Here is a 15777-nt window from a genome sequence, read left to right as displayed (position 1 = left end):
CGGTTGTGCCTGTGTCCTCAAAACCACTTAACGCCGGAGGCCCCCTTGGCTGAAAAAAATTATGACGGGCCCATCCTGGAGATCGACAAGCTCTCCATCTCCTTCTTCACCCGGCTCCGGGAGATCCCCGCCGTCATGGACTTCTCCGCCAAGGTGATGCCGGGCGAAGCCCTTGGATTGGTTGGAGAATCCGGCTGCGGCAAGAGCACCGTGGCGCTGGGCGTGATGCAGGATCTTGGCGTCAACGGCCGGGTCGTCGGCGGCTCGATCAAGTTCAAGGGCGAAGACCTCGGCCAGATGAGTGACGAGCGCCTGCGCGACATCCGTGGCAAGGAAATTGCCATGATTTATCAAGAGCCTATGGCCTCGCTGAACCCCGCAATGCGGATCGGCAAGCAACTTATGGAAGTGCCGATGATCCACGAGGGCATCGGCGAGAAGGAGGCCTGGCAGCGCGCGCTCGAAGTGGTCACCGACGTCAAGCTCCCCGACCCCGAACGGATGCTGAAGAGCTTCCCGCACCAGCTCTCCGGCGGCCAGCAACAGCGCATCGTCATCGCCATGGCCTTGATGTCAAAGCCTTCTCTGCTGATCCTCGACGAGCCCACCACCGCCCTCGACGTGACCGTCGAGGCCGCCGTGGTCGATCTGGTGAAGGATCTCGGCAAGAAATACGGCACCTCGATGCTGTTCATCTCCCACAACCTCGGCCTGGTGCTCGAAACCTGCGACCGCCTCTGCGTCATGTACTCCGGCGAGGCCGTCGAGCGGGGCTCCATCGAAGACGTCTTCGACCAGATGCAGCACCCCTACACCCAGGCCCTCTTCCGCTCCATCCCGCTGCCCGGAGCCGACAAGAACGCAAGGCCCCTCAAGGCCATTCCCGGCAACTTCCCCCTGCCCCACGAGCGCCCGCAGGGCTGTAACTTCGGCCCCCGCTGCGACTACTTCGAGGCGGGCCGCTGCGACCAGGGCAGCATTCCCATGTTCGACGTGGCGGGCAACGACCGCCACGCCACCCGCTGCCTGCGCTTCGAGGAGATCGACTGGAACGCCCCGGTGGTCGCCGAGACCACCCACAAGAAGTCCGAGCCCGGCGATGTGGTGCTTAAGATGGACCACCTCAAGAAGTACTACGAGGTCGCATCCAACGCCCTTTTCGGCGGCGGCGACACTCGCGTGGTCAAGGCCAACGAAACCCTCACCTTCGAGGCCCGCGAGTCCGAAACCCTTGCCATCGTTGGCGAATCCGGCTGCGGCAAATCTACCTTCGCCAAGGTGCTGATGGGGCTCGAGACGGCGACCGAAGGCCAGATCCTGCTCTTCAACCAGGACATCCAGGACACCCCCATCGAGGCCCGCAACCCCGATACCGTGTCCTCCGTGCAGATGGTGTTCCAGAACCCCTTCGACACGCTCAACCCCTCGATGACCGTTGGGCGCCAGATCATCCGCGCGCTCGAGATCTTCCGTATCGGACAGAACGACCGCGAGCGCGAGGCGCGAATGCTCGAATTGCTCGACCTCGTAAAGCTCCCCCGCGCCTTCGCAGAGCGCATGCCACGCCAGCTATCGGGCGGCCAGAAGCAACGGGTCGGGATCGCCCGAGCCTTCGCGGGCGGGGCCAAGATCGTGGTTGCGGATGAGCCGGTTTCGGCGCTGGACGTGAGCGTGCAGGCTGCCGTGACCGACCTGTTAATGGAAATTCAACGCGAAGAGAAGACAACACTCCTGTTCATCAGCCACGACCTCTCGATCGTGCGCTACCTGTCAGACCGGGTGATGGTGATGTATCTCGGCCATGTCGTCGAGATCGGCGAGACCAACCAGGTGTTCTCGCCGCCCTATCACCCCTATACCGAGGCCCTGCTCTCGGCCGTGCCCATTGCCGACACGCGGGTGAAGAAAAAACATATCGTGCTGGAGGGCGACATTCCCTCCGCCATGAACCCGCCCTCCGGCTGCCCGTTCCAGACCCGCTGCCACTGGAAAGACAAGGTGCCGGGCGGGCTCTGCGAACGCGAAGTGCCGCCGATGCGGACAATGGCCGAGGGCCACCAGATCAAATGCCACCTCTCCGACGAGGAACTTCAGGGCATGGAGCCGGTGATCACGATGGCGGCGGAATGAACGGCCCTCTGCGTCGGGCGGCGTGTTAACGCAAGAATAACCAGGGAGCGCTTCTGACCGCGGTCAGATCTCCCACTCCTCCTGTCCCGGCGGCGGCGAGCCGAAGTGGAAGCGCGAGATCTTCCATTGCTCGCGTTCGTGGACCAGCTCCACGAAAACCGGCAGCACCGAGCCGTCTGCGCGGGTATAGCTGCCCTTGATCCGCGCCAGTTTGCCGCTGATGTTGCGGCTGGTGAAAGAGAAGGTGCCGTCATCGCCCCAGATCTGCTGGGCACGGAACTCGCGCTCGAACTCCTCCGGGCCGACCTTCGCCTGAAGGTCCTGCGCCAGGTAGCCGTAGGCCTCGTCATCGCGGTTATCGGCCATCGCCGCGTGCATCGAGATCACCGGGTCATCGACCTCGGTGAAAACCGAGAACAGGCCGGAAATGCCCCGATACCCCAGCCACCCAAGGCTGCCGACGCCGGCAAGGACCACCACGGACAGGATGATGATAAGCGATCTTTTCATCGAGACAGGCTCAGGAGCCCCAGATCACTTTGACGTAGTTCTTGGTTTCCCGGTACGGCGGCACGCCCCCGTACTTGTCCACCGCGCCCGGCCCGGCGTTATAGGCCGCCAGCGCAAGGCGCCAACTCTTGTAGCGGTCGTACATCAGCCGCAGGTACTTGGCGCCGCCGTCGAGGTTCTGCTTGGGGTCATGCGGGTCCACGCCCATCTTGGCCGCCGTGAACGGCATGAGCTGGGCCAGCCCGATCGCGCCCTTGTGGCTCTTGGCCGCGGGCTTCCATCCGCTTTCCTGCTGCACCAGCCGCAGAAACAGGTCTTCCGGCACGCCGTGCTTCTGCGCGGCCGCCCTCGCCATCGGAAGGTAGACACCCTTGTAGGAGCCGTTGAACCGCGGCCCCTGATCGTCATGCTTGGAGGGCGTATTGACCGTCGGCGGCTGGAGCCGCACCGAAGCGGCATATTGGCTCGCCGCACGGCTATCGAGCAGCTTGGTCTGGTTGAGAAAGAGCTTCTTGCGTGACTTCGATGAAAAGGATTCACCCACCACAGGCGTTGCCAGACACAGGCAGACCACCGCCGCAACTGTTCTCTTCATGCCCCTCGGTCCCGTTGTTCACTGGCCCTCGGGCCATTTCGCTCCCGGCATTCTAGTCGAAATCGACCGGTCTTCCACCCCGCATTTGCGCACAAGCGCCCGGGGCACCGTAAACCGGTTTTTAACCATGTTCAGGTGGTGTAGCGTCAGCGAAAGATTCGAGCCACAAGATATGGGGAGGTCCGTGCCATGGCCGGTTCCGTGAACAAGGTGATCCTGATTGGCAATCTGGGTCGCGATCCCGAGGTCCGCACATTCCAGAATGGCGGCAAGGTGTGCAACCTGCGCATTGCCACCTCCGAGACCTGGAAGGATCGCAACACCGGCGAGCGCAAGGAGCGCACCGAGTGGCATTCTGTGGCGATCTTCCAGGAAGGTCTCGTGCGGATCGCGGAGCAGTACCTCAAGAAGGGCTCCAAGGTCTACATCGAGGGCAAGCTGCAAACCCGCAAATGGCAAGACCAGAGCGGACAGGATCGCTACTCTACCGAGGTGGTGCTGCAAGGCTACGACGGCACGCTGACCATGCTCGACGGTCGCAGCGAAGGCGGCGGCGGTGGTGGTGGCTACGGTGGAGGGTCTTCCTCCGGCGGCGGCTACGACGACCGTGGCGGCTATGACGATCGCGACTACGGTGGCGGGTCCGGTGGTGGCGGCGGCCGTGCTCCGGCCGGCGACATCGACGACGAAATCCCGTTCTGACACGGCCCTGCTGCGAGGCACCGGGCGCGGCTGGCCGCGCCCGAAACCCTATGAGCACTCAAGCGAAGGTCAGCACCTGCTGAGCGCGTTGCCAGGTGACCAGAGGCATCGGCTTGGCCTTCACGATCTTGGTTCGCCCGCCTTCCCGGCAGGTCAGGATGGACCAGGCCTGGTTGTTCTCGAAGTAAGCGCAGACCTTGATGTCATAGGGGCTTCCGCCGATCTGGCCATGGAGCACGTGGGTTTCGGCATCGCCCATGACCTGGGCGGCGTTGTTGCCCATCACCTGGGTGATCCCGGTGTTCGGGTCGGCCGGGTTCTTGGCGATCCGGCTGGACCAGGCCTTCTTTACCTTGATGGACTCCGCTGAGTCGGGCGACACAAGCGTTCCCACATGGGCCACCCGCCTTTGAGCGCCGCGCATGTAGGTAAAGCACCAGCAGCCCGAGAGCGGACCGGTCAGAACCGGTTGATCGAAGCGGCAGTTGGTGACCGCGCCCTGCACATACTGCAAAAAGCGAAAATTCCAGATCGAGGTCGGCGCACCGCCGACAGCCGCAGAATAGACGTTGGCCGCCACAATGGTGCTCTTTCCCCGCAAGAATCCGTGGTGCATATGGGCCTCATCGGCGGGCAAGAGGGCCCCGCCATCCGGGACACGGTAGTCAATGAACTTGCCGACAAGGGTTGTTGGATTGGGCATGAGAATGGCCTCCCGATGATCTATGGATAAGAAAATGCGGCGCCAAAAATTGGCGCGGTCTTGAGACGGCTGAAAAATATGGGTCCGAAAGTGACGCTGCGGAAACGCCCGGTCAAGCGCTATCTGGCGTCGAGCGCGTCCCCGAGCACCTTGAGAACAACGTCCCGCGGCACGTCCGAGGTCACGAAGGCCTCGCCGATGCCCCGCGCAAGGATGAAGCGCAGCTTGCCGTCCACCACCTTCTTGTCCTGCCCCATCAGGTCGAGCAGGGCCCCGGCGGAGGGCAGATTGCCCTCGATGTCGGCCAGGTCCTTCTTCATGCCCATCGCGGCCAGATGCGCCCGCACCCTGCTCGGGGCCTCTTGCGCACAGAGCCCGAGACGCGCCGAGAGTTCGAAGGCGAGCGCACAGCCGATGGCAACGCCCTCACCGTGAAGGAGCCGGTCGGAGTAGCCCGTGGCGGCTTCGAGCGCGTGACAGAAGGTATGACCGAGGTTCAGCAGCGCCCGATCGCCCTGCTCGGTCTCGTCCCGCAGCACGATCTCCGCCTTCATCTCCACCGAGCGGCGCACCGCGTAGGCCCGCGCCGCTCGGTCTCCGGCAGCAAGGGCGGGGCCGTTTTTCTCAAGCCATTCAAAGAATTGCGCATCGCCCAGCAGCCCGTATTTCTGCACTTCGCCATAGCCGGCCAGAAAATCCCTCTGGGTCAGGCTGTCGAGGGCAAGGATATCGGCCAGCACCAGCGAAGGTTGGTGAAACGCGCCCACGAGGTTCTTGCCGAGCGGCGAGTTGATGCCGGTCTTGCCACCCACGGAGCTGTCGACCTGCGCGAGCAGCGAGGTCGGAACCTGCACAAAGCGGACGCCCCGCCGCAGGACGGCTGCCGCGAAGCCCGCCAGATCGCCGATCACGCCTCCGCCGAGGGCAACCACGACGTCGCGCCGCTCGACCTTCTGGGCAATGAGACACTCTACCGTGCGACCGAGCTGCTCCCAGCTCTTGGTCGCCTCCCCCGCCGGCAGCACCAGGGAGACCGGCTCGACCCCGGCCTGCCGCAGTCCCGTTTCGAGACTTGCCAGATGGGCGTCGGCGACATGCACATCGGTCACCACGGCCACGCGCTTGCGCGCCAGCAAGGGCGCGATCTCTTCGCCCGCGCGCGCAATGAGCCCTTCCCCGATCCGCACGTCGTACTCGCGCCCCGGCAGGGCGACCTGAACGGTATCGGTCATCTGGTTATCTCCCGGTTCTCAGACACTTGCCAGAACATCTTCACGTTGCTTGAGCACATCCACAACCACCTCGACCATCTCGGCGATGGAGTACTCCGGTTGGGCCAGGGCGGTCAGTTCAGCCAGCGCGTAGGAGGGTTCGCGGCGGGCGACCAGGTCTTCAAGCGTGGCCCGCGGATCGGCGGTGCGCAGGAGCGGCCGGGTTGACTTGTGCTTCACCCGGTTCCAGAGCAGCTCGGTATCGGCCTTAAGCCACAGCGCCACGCCCTTTCGGTGGATGAGCTCGCGATTGGCGGCCGAAAGATAGGCCCCGCCCCCGGTCGAGAGGATACCGACCCGGCCCTCCAGCAGCCGCGCAAGAACCTCCGACTCGCGCGCCCGAAAGAACGCCTCGCCGTCGCGCTCGAAGATCTCGGCGATGCTCATGTTGGCGGCCTCGACGATGGCGGCATCGCTGTCGAGAAAGGGCACACCGAGGCGTCTTGCGAGCGCCGTGCCCACCGCCGTCTTGCCCGATCCCATCATCCCCACGAGGGCAACCGTCTTCTTCAGCCGCTCTGCCAAGCCCTTGGCGCCTTCCTGCCGGTCAAAAAATTTTGTCGCCCTCAATGGCGTGAACTCGGGCGGATTGCCATATATAATCGCGCCAGCGGGGGAATGAGGCAGAAAAAACAAGGGCAGGACAGCAGGGCATATGGTCCGGATTCTCAAACTCATTGTGGTATTGCTGGTGCTTGGCTTCATCGGGCTGGTAGGGTTTGCCTACCTGGGCGATCTCAGCCCGGACATGCAAGAGGTACGCGAGCCGGTAGAGCTCGACGTGGATTGACGATGAAGCGAGGGGTGTTGATGGGGTGCGTAGCCACCGGGGTGATGAGCCTCGGAGCGGCGGTGCACGGCCAGGACGCACCGATCTCCTCCATCGACTGGCTGTCCGACAGCCTGGCGACGCCCGTGGTGGCGGTTGCCCCTTCGAACGAGCCACCCGTCGCCAACTCGGCCGGGATCGAATCTGTAACAGTCACACCGCTCGGCGCGCCTAGCCCGGATGGGATCGGGCTGATCGGACGGCGCGAATCCGGGTTTCCCGGCAATCTCTGGGGCGGCTCCGAACTGGACAAGCTGAGGCGGCTGATCGCCACCCTCCCCATCGAGCCGCTTCCCGCCCAGCAGGACCTGATCCGCCTTCTCCTGCTGACCGAACTCGACCCGCCGATCGGCGCCGGGCCCGAGGGGTTTCTGTTCCAGGCCCGAATCGACGCTCTGCTCGCACGTGGCGCGGTGGACGAGGCGGCCGAGATGCTGAAGCGCACGGGTTCCAAGGCGCCGGCGATCTTTCAGCGCGCCTTCGATGTGGCCCTGCTGCAGGGCCGAGAGGACGCGGGCTGCCATCAACTCCGGGCCACCCCGGGCATTTCGCCGAGTTACAGCACCCGGATCTTCTGCCTTGCACGAACGGGTGATTGGCAGGCCGCCGCGCTCACGCTCGATACGGCCAAGGCCCTCGGGCACCTGAGCGAGGAGGAGGACGCCTTGCTCGCCCGCTTCCTCGAGCCCGAACTGGCCGATGGCGCAGAGCCCCTGCCCGCGCCGGAGCGCCCGTCACCCTTGGTCTACCGCATGCTTGAAGCGATCGGCGAGCCGGTGCCCACCGCGCAACTGCCGCTGGCCTTCGCCCACGCCGACCTGCGCGAAACCGCCGGCTGGCGCGCCCGCATCGGCGCGGCGGAGCGGCTGGCCCGGGTCGGAAGCCTGGCACCAGACCGCCTGCTGGAGATCTGGTCGGAGCAGAAACCTGCGGCCTCGGGTGGGGTCTGGGAACGTGTCGAGGTCATGCAGGCCCTTGACGCTGCCGTAACGGAGGCCGACCCATCGCGCGTTGCAAGCCTGCTGCCCGAAGCCTGGGCGGAGGCACAATCTGCGCATCTCGAACTGCCGTTTGCCGCGCTGTTCGGACCGCGGCTTGAAGATATCGTTCTCAGCGGTCAGAGCGCCGCGCTCGCTTTCAGGGTCGGTCTACTGACCGATGCCTACGAGCGGCTTGCACTGACCCAGCCGCCACCGCCTGGTGAGATGGATGCCTTTCTCGTTGCGCTCGCCCGGGGTCTTCCGGAGGAGGCCAAGGCCCCGGGGGTGCTGGCCGAGGCGATCACCGAGGGGTTCACAACCGGCACACTGCCCGAGACTCTCTCCCGCCCGCTCGCCGACGGTCGGATCGGCGAGGCGATCCTGTTGTCGATGAGCGTGCTCGAGAACGGGGCTGGAGGCGACCTCGACGATGTGACCAACGCGATCGCCTTCCTCCGCAGCGTGCGGCTTGAGGACGTTGCCCGCCGATACGCGCTTCAACTCATGCTGCTCGACCGGCGAGGCTGAGGCGCGGTGGAGCCGACCGCCCAACACTGGATCAGCGCCTTTCTTTCGGCCCAGGCTGCCGAACTGGACGCCGCGCGGAACACGCAACTGGCCTATGGGCGCGATCTCACTGATTTTGCGGAGTTTCTTGATCGGACAGGCCACAGCGTGGCCAAGGCCGATCGAAGCAGCATCGAGGCCTATCTCGTGGATTGCGAGGCACAGGGGCTGGCCAAATCCACCCGTGCGCGCAGGCTGTCGGCGATCAAGCAGCTTTATCGCTTCGCGTTCGAGGAGGGACTGCGGGCCGACAACCCCGCGCTCCAGATCAAGGGCCCGGGCCGGTCGAAGGCGCTCCCGAAGACGCTCTCTCCCGAGGAGGTCGAACGCCTTCTCAACGCAGCGCCCGAAACCGGCCGTGGCGACGACCGGCTGCGCAATGCCTGCCTGATGCAGCTGCTCTACGCCACCGGCATGCGCGTGTCAGAGCTGGTCTCCCTGCCGATCCAGGCGGCACGGGGCGACCCGCGAATGCTGCTCGTGCGCGGCAAGGGCGGCAAGGAGCGGATGGTTCCTCTCTCGCCTCCTGCCCGCGAAGCCCTGGCCGATTGGCTCTTGGCCCTGGACGCCGCGCAGGAGAAGGCCAGACTCGAGCGCGGTGTGGCTCCTTCTCGATTCCTCTTTCCGTCCTCATCGAAGGAAGGCCACCTCACACGGCACCGCTTTTATGTGCTCATCAAGGAAATCGCGGTGGCGGCGGGTGTCATGCCGTCACGGGTGACCCCGCACCGGCTGCGCCATGCCTTTGCCACCCATCTGCTCGCCGGCGGAGCCGATCTGCGGTCGATCCAGGTGCTGCTCGGCCACGCCGATATCTCGACGACGGAGATCTACACCCACGTTCTGGAGGAGCGCCTGAAGGCTTTGGTGCTCGAGCACCATCCGCTCGCCCGAGACTGATTGCATTCGGTCATTGGCGGCAGGATGTGCGGGCGTCAGGTCAGCCCGGGAAGTAGATCAGCGAAGAGGCATCCCACTCCAACCGCGCCGGTGAGCCGCGTTCGAGAACAGGCCGCCCGAACCGGTTTTTCATTGAAACCGTCAGTGTTCCGGGCGCATCGGGCAAGGCGATCTGGTAGTAGGTCATGTCGCCGTAATAAATTACTTCGGCGACTTGCCCGTTGGCGACCTCTCCCTTTGCCTGCTCGCCGTCGAACAGCACCTGGAGGCTCTCGGGCCGCACCCCGACCGATCCGGAGCCGTTGACAAAACCGGCCGGGCATTGCTTCTGGTCGATCAATGTGCGTCCGAGGCCCGCGACGTCGAGCACGATGTCTCGCCCCTCTTCAAGCCGCCCCTCGGCGGGGAGAAAGTTCATCACCCCGATGAAATCTCCCACGCGGCGCGTCAGCGGGCGGCTGTAGAGTTCCTGCGGGGCGGCGAGTTGCGCGATCTGGCCGTCGAACATCACCGCGATGCGGTCGGACATGATGAGCGCCTCCTCCTGATCATGGGTGACCAGGATAAAGGTGATGCCGACCTGACGTTGCAGCCTCCGAAGCTCGCCCTGCATCTGCTCGCGGAGCTTCTTGTCGAGTGCCGAGAGCGGTTCGTCGAGCAAGAGCACCTTGGGCTCCAGGATCAGCGCACGCGCGAGCGCCACCCGCTGTCTCTGTCCGCCCGAAAGCGCGTGTGCCGCGCGGCCGCCGAGCCCGGCAAGGCCGACCATGCCGAGGGCCTCCTCGATCTTCTTTCCCTTCTCCGCCTTCGACAGGCCCGAGCGCCGCAGGCCAAAGCCCACGTTCTGGGCCACGCTGAGATGCGGGAAGACGGCGTAGGACTGGAACACCATGTTGGTGGGCCGCTCGTTGGCGGGCACCTTGCTCATGTCGCGGCCGTCGATCCTGAGGCCGCCGCTGGTGGGTGTCTCGAAGCCCGCGATGATGCGCAGCAGGGTCGTCTTGCCACAGCCCGAGGGCCCGAGCAGCGAAAAGAACTCGCCCTCCCCGATCTCGGCCTCGATGCCCTTCAACACCTCGACGTCGCCGTAGCTCTTGTGGATGCCCGAGAGCGAAATGAGTGGTGTCATGGTCAGAGGAACCCTCCGTGATCTTCCTTGCCCGCCTTGCGGAGGCCGCGGCGGCGCATGATTTCGGCGATGGTGAGCATCACGATGGAGGCCGCCACCAGGATCGTACCCAGTGCCATGACGATTGGCAGCTTTTGCGGAAACCGCAGTTGCGACCAGATGTAGACAGGCAGGGTGGGCTCCGCACCGGTGAGGAAGAATGCGATGATGAACTCGTCGAGCGAGATGGTGAAGGAGATCAGGAGCGAGGCGATGATACCCGGCATGATGAGCGGCAGGGTGATGAGCCGGAAGGTGCTGGCGGGGGTCTCACCGAGGTCGATGGCGGCCTCCTCGAGCGACGTGTCGAGCGACTGGTAGGAGGCGTTGAGGATCGCCACGGCAAAGGGCGTGCAGATGAGCGTATGGCCAAGGATCACCGTCCAGGACGAGAGCGGCAGGCCGAGGATTGAAACGATCACGACGAGCAGCGAAACCCCCACGATGATCTCGGGCAATACCAGCGGCACCATGATGAGCCCGAGAATTGGTCCCTTCCCGGGAAACCTGTACCGCACGCCGGCACGGGCCGCGCAGAGCCCGAGGGTCGTTGCCAGCAAAGCGGACGTGACGGCTATGAGCAGCGAGGTCTTCACCGCGCCGGTCAGTGCTGGCACGCCGGTGAGCCCGCTGAACCACTCCGTCGTGAAGCCTTTCAGCGGAAAGGCGATGACCGTGCTGTCGTTGAAGGCGAACATCGGCAGCAGGAAGATTGGGGCGTAGAGGAACACGAGATAGGCCACGGCATAGACAGCCAGCCACCCGCCACGCTTGGAGAGCCAGCCGCTCATGCGCCCCTCCGGCTCCACCGCATCGTGACCAGCACGATCAGCAGCGAGATGATCGAGACCGAGACCATCGCGATCACCGCGAGCGCTGCGCCCATGGGTGCGTTGTTGAGTTTGAGAAACTGGGTCTGGATCATGTTTGCGATCATCAGCCCGTTCGGGCCGCCCACCAGGTCGGGGGTCACATAGTCGCCGATCGTGGGAATGAAGACGATGAGGATGGCCGCCACCACGCCGGGCATGGCCAGCGGCAGGGTGACGCGGGTGAAGGTGCGCACGGTGCCCTCGCCAAGGTCACGGGAGGCCTCCAGCAGCGAGCGGTCGATCTTTTCGAGCGCCACGAAGATCGGCAGGATCGCGAAGGGCGCGAAGGCGTGGGCCAGCGTGATGACCACCGCGTTGGCATTGTAGAGGATGAAGGTCAGCGGTTCGTCGATGAAGCCCATCCCGAGGAGCGCCGAGTTGAAGACGCCGTTGTAGCCCAGGATCACCTTCCACAGGAACACCCGGATCAGGTAGCTGGTCCAGAACGGGATGGTGATGAGAAAGATCCAGAGCGACTTGCGCTCGGGCCGCACGTGAAACGACACGAAATAGGCGATCGGAAAGGCCAGAACCACGGTGGCGATGGTGACGGCAGCTGAGATCATCAGCGACCGGCCCAGCAGCAGCATGTAGAGCGGCTCGGAGAAGGCCTCGCGGTAGTTCTTGAGGGTGAAGGTCCGGTCCAGCGTCAGAAAGTCCTGGCTCCAGAACGACAAGAGGACCACTGCACCCAGCGGGACCGCCAGCAGCAGGATGGCATAGAGCCCCGGCGGCGCGGCCAGCAGCAACCCCTTTTGCTTCTCGCTCAGCCCGTGGCCTGCGCTCAATCGCCTGTCCCCCGCGATGGTGCGTCAACGTCTTGGCAACGTTATGCGAAATGCGGGCACGCTCAAGGGGAGATTTGCGGCGGCGCAGAAATGAATTGGATGACGTGGGGAGAGAATCAAATGGGGCGCGCTTCCAACGAAACACGCCCCAGGAGATCACCTCAGATATAGGTCAGGGGTGCGGCCCTGTCAATGGGTCCGTTGGATCATGCTGCGTCAGTGCCGCCGGGCGTCGGAGATCAGGACCTCGCACAGCTCCCCGCCTGCCCCGAGGCTGCGGGCCGCCTTCAGCGTCCCTTCGAGCCTGGTCCGGCCGTTCAGGAGAAGCCGGAAGCGTTGCCCGATCCGGGGAAGCAGCATCGTCTCGGCACGCGCCGCCCTGGCGTTGGTCCAGATGATCTTCTGGAAGCAGAAGGCCACCTCCTCCGTCGCGGACTGCCGCTGAACCGGGGCACCAAGCTCGACTACACCCGAGACGGATGCAATTGGCGCATCCTGCAACGTGATGGTGAAGTGGTGCTCTTCCTTGCCTGACGCCGCAGTCCTGTGCTGTACCTGCGCCACGCTGTAGGTGCCGCCATAGCGGGCTCCCGCGGCCGTTGGCCAGGCGTTCTCGAGATAGAACCTTTTCACGGGCTCGTCCGTGGCCGGGGGCATCCATGACCCTCCCTGGTTGACCTGCCCGGAGCTTACTGGCCAGCCGTCGACTCGCCAAACAAAAAGGGCGCCCTTGATGGACGCCCCTCTCGGTCGACAGAAACCAGCCTCAGCGCTTGGAGAACTGGAAGCTCTTGCGCGCCTTCGGCTTGCCGTACTTCTTGCGCTCGACCACGCGGCTGTCGCGGGTGAGGAAGCCGGCCGCCTTGAGTGCACCACGGAGCGAGGGCTCGTAGAGCTGCAGGGCCTTGGAAATTCCGTGCTTCACCGCACCGGCCTGTCCGGTCAGGCCGCCGCCCTTGACGGTGGCGTGCACGTCGAACTCGCCCTCGACGCCAGCAACCTGGAAGGGCTGGCGAAGGATGAGTTGCAGCACCGGACGGGCAAAGTACTGGTCCTGGTCCTTGCCGTTCACGATGACCTTGCCGGAGCCCGGCTTGATCCAGACGCGGGCGACCGCATCCTTCCGTTTGCCGGTGGCATAGGCACGGCCCAGCTCGTCGCGGACGGGGCCACGGTTGACGATCTCTTCGGTCACGGGAGCGCTGCCTTCAGCGACCGTGCCCAGCTCTTCGAGCGAATTCACCTGGTCAGCCATCTGATTCAGACCCTCGTGTTCTTCTTGTTCATGGATTTAACGTCCAGCACCTCGGGGCTCTGGGCCTCGTGGGGGTGCTCGGCGCCGGCATAGACGCGCAGGTTGGTCATCTGCTGGCGGCTCAGGCGGTTACCCGGGAGCATGCGCTTGACCGCCTGGGTCACGACGCGCTCGGGGTGGGCCCCCTCGAGGATCTGGGCCTTGGTGCGGCTCTTGATCCCGCCGGGGTGGCCGGTGTGCCAGTAGAACTTCTCTTCGCGCTTCTTGCCCGTCATCTGCACCTTGTCGGCGTTGATGATGATGACGTTGTCACCCATGTCCTGGGAGGGGGTGAAGGTGGCTTTGTGCTTGCCGCGAAGGCGCATGGCGACGATCGAGGCAAGACGGCCCAGAACCACGCCCTCGGCGTCGATCAGGATCCATTTCTTGTCGATGTCCGCCGGAGTGGCAGAAAAGGTTTTCATCGGTCGTTCCTCTTGGTGGGTGCCCGCTCAGGCTCCCTTGGCATTCGATTGCGCCGTTCTAAGCATTCGTCGCGGCCAGTCAAGAGGGGTGATCTCCGAAAACCGCCATAACATCAATGGCTTGCAATAAAGGTATTATTTTACCCCATATTTTCCGGCCGTTTCGGCGGGATTGCGTAGGTCAGGCTGGCGCGGGCCACCACCTCCGTGCGCCCTTCCGAGCGCAGGTGGCACTCCCCCACGGCCAGCGTGCGCCCCAGTTTCAGCAGCCGGGTTTCGCAGATCAGGTCGCGCCCGGCCTCCGGCTTGCGCATGAAGTCGATCGAGCAGTTGGTGGTTACGGTCAGGGCCACCGGACCGATCCGGGAGAGGATGGCGAAATACATCCCGACGTCCGCAAGGCCGAACATCGCAGGGCCGGAGATCGTGCCGCCGGGGCGCAGGTGCTTGGCGGAGGTCAGAAGCCGGACCACGACGCCATCCGCGGTGATCTCCTCGACCATGAACTCGCCCTTGACCTGGGCAAACTCGGTGTCGATGAAGTGCTCAAGTGCGGCCGCGTCCATTACTGTCTTGTCGAGCATGTCCCCTCCCCTGTCTGCGGGCCCCTTGCGTCCCGCCGGTCTGCGGCCCAGAGTTTCCGGCAATGGGAGGAATGGCAAGATGACCGAGCCGGTACTCACCCGGGTGGACCGGGAGAACGTTGCGGAACTGACGCTGAACAGGCCGGGCGCGCTCAATGCGCTGTCGGACGAGCTGCTGGATGCACTGACCGCCGAGATCGCCGCCCTCGAAGGTGACGGATCCGTTCGGGCCGTGATCCTGAAGGGGGCCGGCAAGGTGTTTTGCGCCGGGCACGACCTGAAGGAGATGCAGGCCGGACGGCAGGCAGACGACAGGGGCCGTGCATACTTCGAAGATCTCTTCGCACGCTGCTCCGCGGTGATGATGGGGCTGCAGCGGCTGCCGCAGCCGGTGATTGCCCAGGTCCATGGCATCGCCACCGCCGCCGGCTGCCAGTTGGTGGCAAGTTGCGACATGGCGGTCGCGGCAGAGGGCACGCGGTTTGGCGTGAACGGGGTCAACATCGGCCTTTTCTGCTCCACGCCCATGGTGGCGCTCTCCCGCAACGTGGCCCCCAAAGTGGCCTTCGAGATGCTGAGCACCGGCGCGTTCATCGAGGCCGACCGGGCCCGCGAGGTTGGGCTGGTGAACCGTGTGGTGCCCGAAGCGGATCTCGAGGCCGAAACCCGCGCCCTGGCCGCCACGGTGGCCGCCAAGCTCACCGCCGCCGTCAAGATCGGCAAGCGGGCGTTCTACGACCAGCTCCCCCTCACCACCGCCGAGGCCTATGCCCATGCCTCCGCCGTGATGGTCGAGAACATGCTGTGGCGCGATACCGACGAGGGGATCAACGCCTTCATCGAAAAGCGCCGCCCCGACTGGCAGGACTGATCTAAGCCCCAGGCGTGAATAAAGCGTTAGTTGCAGGGCCGGGTGCTTCCGGTCTCCCCGCCTCGAGCCTATCCCGAAGAGGCGACCCGCGATTACGGGGGCGCGCCTGATTTCACTGACCAGATCGTATTTTCGAGGAGTCCATCATGGCGACCCAAGCAGAAGTCCAGGCCTACATCTCGATGTGGGAGAGCTACCGCGCTTCCACCACGCCCACCACCGCCCGATACGACCAGCTCCGGCAGGATCTCTACAAGGTCCGCAACGGGAAAGGCACCTATCCGATCTACCTGATCCATTCCGACCCGGAGGTGATGGCCGCCGCAGAACACTACTTTCTCAGCCGGGCGTGGGTGGGCAACGGCACCTACCCGGCCTGGCAGCTCCGTACGATGACTTGGCTCTACAACACCGGCAAGGAGCTCGGGGTCACACCGCAGCACAACCCCAACAACCCCACGACGCCGCCTTCGGCGGTGCAGCGGCACTTTCAGTCGCAGGGTGTGACCGACGGCGAGGCAGACCTTGCCGCCGCCGGCGGATCGGCCCCGCTGGTGGCAAGCCCGCCAACCTACTGGTGAGCGAGGC

The 15777-nt window shown here is 64.6% G+C and carries 19 protein-coding genes; 7 read left to right on the top strand and 12 right to left on the bottom strand.

What is annotated here, in order from left to right:
• Nucleotides 1-45 precede the first annotated feature (45 nt).
• Nucleotides 46-2130, top strand: coding sequence for a dipeptide ABC transporter ATP-binding protein (locus BUR94_RS06880; RefSeq protein ID WP_245794394.1), 2085 nt, complete (start codon nucleotides 46-48; stop codon nucleotides 2128-2130).
• 63 nt (nucleotides 2131-2193) lie between these two features.
• On the opposite strand, the gene BUR94_RS06875 is transcribed toward BUR94_RS06880, so the two are convergent.
• Together BUR94_RS06875 and BUR94_RS06870 are read right to left on the bottom strand one after the other, a co-directional pair.
• Nucleotides 2194-2640, bottom strand: coding sequence for a hypothetical protein (locus BUR94_RS06875; protein WP_074255479.1), 447 nt, complete (start codon nucleotides 2638-2640; stop codon nucleotides 2194-2196).
• A gap of 10 nt (nucleotides 2641-2650) precedes the next feature.
• Nucleotides 2651-3235, bottom strand: coding sequence for a lytic transglycosylase domain-containing protein (locus BUR94_RS06870; RefSeq protein ID WP_074255478.1), 585 nt, complete (start codon nucleotides 3233-3235; stop codon nucleotides 2651-2653).
• 189 nt (nucleotides 3236-3424) lie between these two features.
• On the opposite strand from BUR94_RS06870, the gene ssb reads away from it, so the two are divergent.
• On the top strand, nucleotides 3425-3937 hold the full coding sequence (gene ssb / locus BUR94_RS06865; protein WP_074255477.1) for a single-stranded DNA-binding protein: 513 nt from the start codon (nucleotides 3425-3427) through the stop codon (nucleotides 3935-3937).
• 58 nt (nucleotides 3938-3995) lie between these two features.
• On the opposite strand, the gene BUR94_RS06860 is transcribed toward ssb, so the two are convergent.
• The 3 genes from BUR94_RS06860 to BUR94_RS06850 all read right to left on the bottom strand — a co-directional run bounded on the left by BUR94_RS06860 (nucleotide 3996) and on the right by BUR94_RS06850 (nucleotide 6481).
• Entirely contained in the window at nucleotides 3996-4538 is a 543-nt protein-coding gene (locus tag BUR94_RS06860; protein ID WP_139301236.1) for a hypothetical protein, read from the bottom strand.
• 221 nt (nucleotides 4539-4759) lie between these two features.
• The gene (aroB, locus tag BUR94_RS06855; protein ID WP_074255475.1) at nucleotides 4760-5872 is read right to left on the bottom strand and encodes a 3-dehydroquinate synthase; all 1113 of its coding nucleotides are present in this window, start codon (nucleotides 5870-5872) and stop codon (nucleotides 4760-4762) included.
• A gap of 18 nt (nucleotides 5873-5890) precedes the next feature.
• Nucleotides 5891-6481 carry a shikimate kinase gene (locus BUR94_RS06850; protein ID WP_074255474.1) on the bottom strand — a complete coding sequence of 197 codons (591 nt, stop codon included), beginning with the start codon at nucleotides 6479-6481 and terminating at the stop codon, nucleotides 5891-5893.
• A gap of 85 nt (nucleotides 6482-6566) precedes the next feature.
• Between BUR94_RS06850 and BUR94_RS21030 the strand changes: the two genes are divergently transcribed.
• The 3 genes from BUR94_RS21030 to BUR94_RS06840 are packed head-to-tail and all read left to right on the top strand — an operon-like array spanning nucleotide 6567 to nucleotide 9187.
• Nucleotides 6567-6701: a hypothetical protein gene (locus tag BUR94_RS21030; protein ID WP_281249199.1), complete on the top strand. Its 135-nt coding sequence runs from the start codon at nucleotides 6567-6569 to the stop codon at nucleotides 6699-6701.
• Nucleotides 6702-6721: 20 nt separating this feature from the next.
• Nucleotides 6722-8248: a hypothetical protein gene (locus BUR94_RS06845; protein ID WP_074255473.1), complete on the top strand. Its 1527-nt coding sequence runs from the start codon at nucleotides 6722-6724 to the stop codon at nucleotides 8246-8248.
• 6 nt (nucleotides 8249-8254) lie between these two features.
• Entirely contained in the window at nucleotides 8255-9187 is a 933-nt protein-coding gene (locus tag BUR94_RS06840; protein WP_074255472.1) for a site-specific tyrosine recombinase XerD, read from the top strand.
• A 40-nt stretch (nucleotides 9188-9227) separates the two neighbouring features.
• Here the strand turns inward: BUR94_RS06840 and BUR94_RS06835 are convergent, their stop codons facing one another.
• The 7 genes from BUR94_RS06835 to BUR94_RS06805 form a co-directional block, all read right to left on the bottom strand.
• Nucleotides 9228-10316, bottom strand: coding sequence for an ABC transporter ATP-binding protein (locus tag BUR94_RS06835; RefSeq protein WP_074255471.1), 1089 nt, complete (start codon nucleotides 10314-10316; stop codon nucleotides 9228-9230).
• Between the two features lie 2 nt (nucleotides 10317-10318).
• A complete protein-coding gene (locus BUR94_RS06830; protein WP_074255470.1) occupies nucleotides 10319-11146 on the bottom strand; it encodes an ABC transporter permease in 828 nt (275 codons plus the stop codon).
• Nucleotides 11143-12015 carry an ABC transporter permease gene (locus tag BUR94_RS06825; protein ID WP_074255469.1) on the bottom strand — a complete coding sequence of 291 codons (873 nt, stop codon included), beginning with the start codon at nucleotides 12013-12015 and terminating at the stop codon, nucleotides 11143-11145. Before BUR94_RS06825 ends, BUR94_RS06830 begins: the two co-directional genes overlap by 4 nt.
• Nucleotides 12016-12231: 216 nt before the next feature.
• On the bottom strand, nucleotides 12232-12672 hold the full coding sequence (locus BUR94_RS06820; RefSeq protein ID WP_074255468.1) for a type VI secretion system tube protein Hcp: 441 nt from the start codon (nucleotides 12670-12672) through the stop codon (nucleotides 12232-12234).
• 109 nt (nucleotides 12673-12781) lie between these two features.
• Nucleotides 12782-13270: a 30S ribosomal protein S9 gene (gene rpsI, locus BUR94_RS06815; protein WP_074255467.1), complete on the bottom strand. Its 489-nt coding sequence runs from the start codon at nucleotides 13268-13270 to the stop codon at nucleotides 12782-12784.
• A 5-nt stretch (nucleotides 13271-13275) separates the two neighbouring features.
• The gene (rplM, locus tag BUR94_RS06810) at nucleotides 13276-13734 is read right to left on the bottom strand and encodes a 50S ribosomal protein L13 (protein ID WP_074255466.1); all 459 of its coding nucleotides are present in this window, start codon (nucleotides 13732-13734) and stop codon (nucleotides 13276-13278) included.
• Nucleotides 13735-13874: 140 nt separating this feature from the next.
• Nucleotides 13875-14318, bottom strand: coding sequence for a PaaI family thioesterase (locus BUR94_RS06805; RefSeq protein WP_245794392.1), 444 nt, complete (start codon nucleotides 14316-14318; stop codon nucleotides 13875-13877).
• A 79-nt stretch (nucleotides 14319-14397) separates the two neighbouring features.
• Here BUR94_RS06805 and BUR94_RS06800 point away from each other — a divergent pair, with 79 nt between their 5' ends.
• The gene (locus tag BUR94_RS06800; protein ID WP_074255464.1) at nucleotides 14398-15189 is read left to right on the top strand and encodes an enoyl-CoA hydratase; all 792 of its coding nucleotides are present in this window, start codon (nucleotides 14398-14400) and stop codon (nucleotides 15187-15189) included.
• A 146-nt stretch (nucleotides 15190-15335) separates the two neighbouring features.
• A complete protein-coding gene (locus BUR94_RS06795; protein ID WP_074255463.1) occupies nucleotides 15336-15770 on the top strand; it encodes a hypothetical protein in 435 nt (144 codons plus the stop codon).
• The last annotated feature ends 7 nt before the right edge of the window (nucleotides 15771-15777 follow it).

Origin of the sequence: Vannielia litorea (genome assembly GCF_900142295.1) — a bacterium.
In the GTDB taxonomy this organism is placed as follows: Bacteria; Pseudomonadota; Alphaproteobacteria; order Rhodobacterales; family Rhodobacteraceae; genus Vannielia; species Vannielia litorea.
The sequence above is the reverse complement of the archived record's forward strand: the minus strand, read 5'-3'. Positions and strand labels throughout refer to the sequence as shown.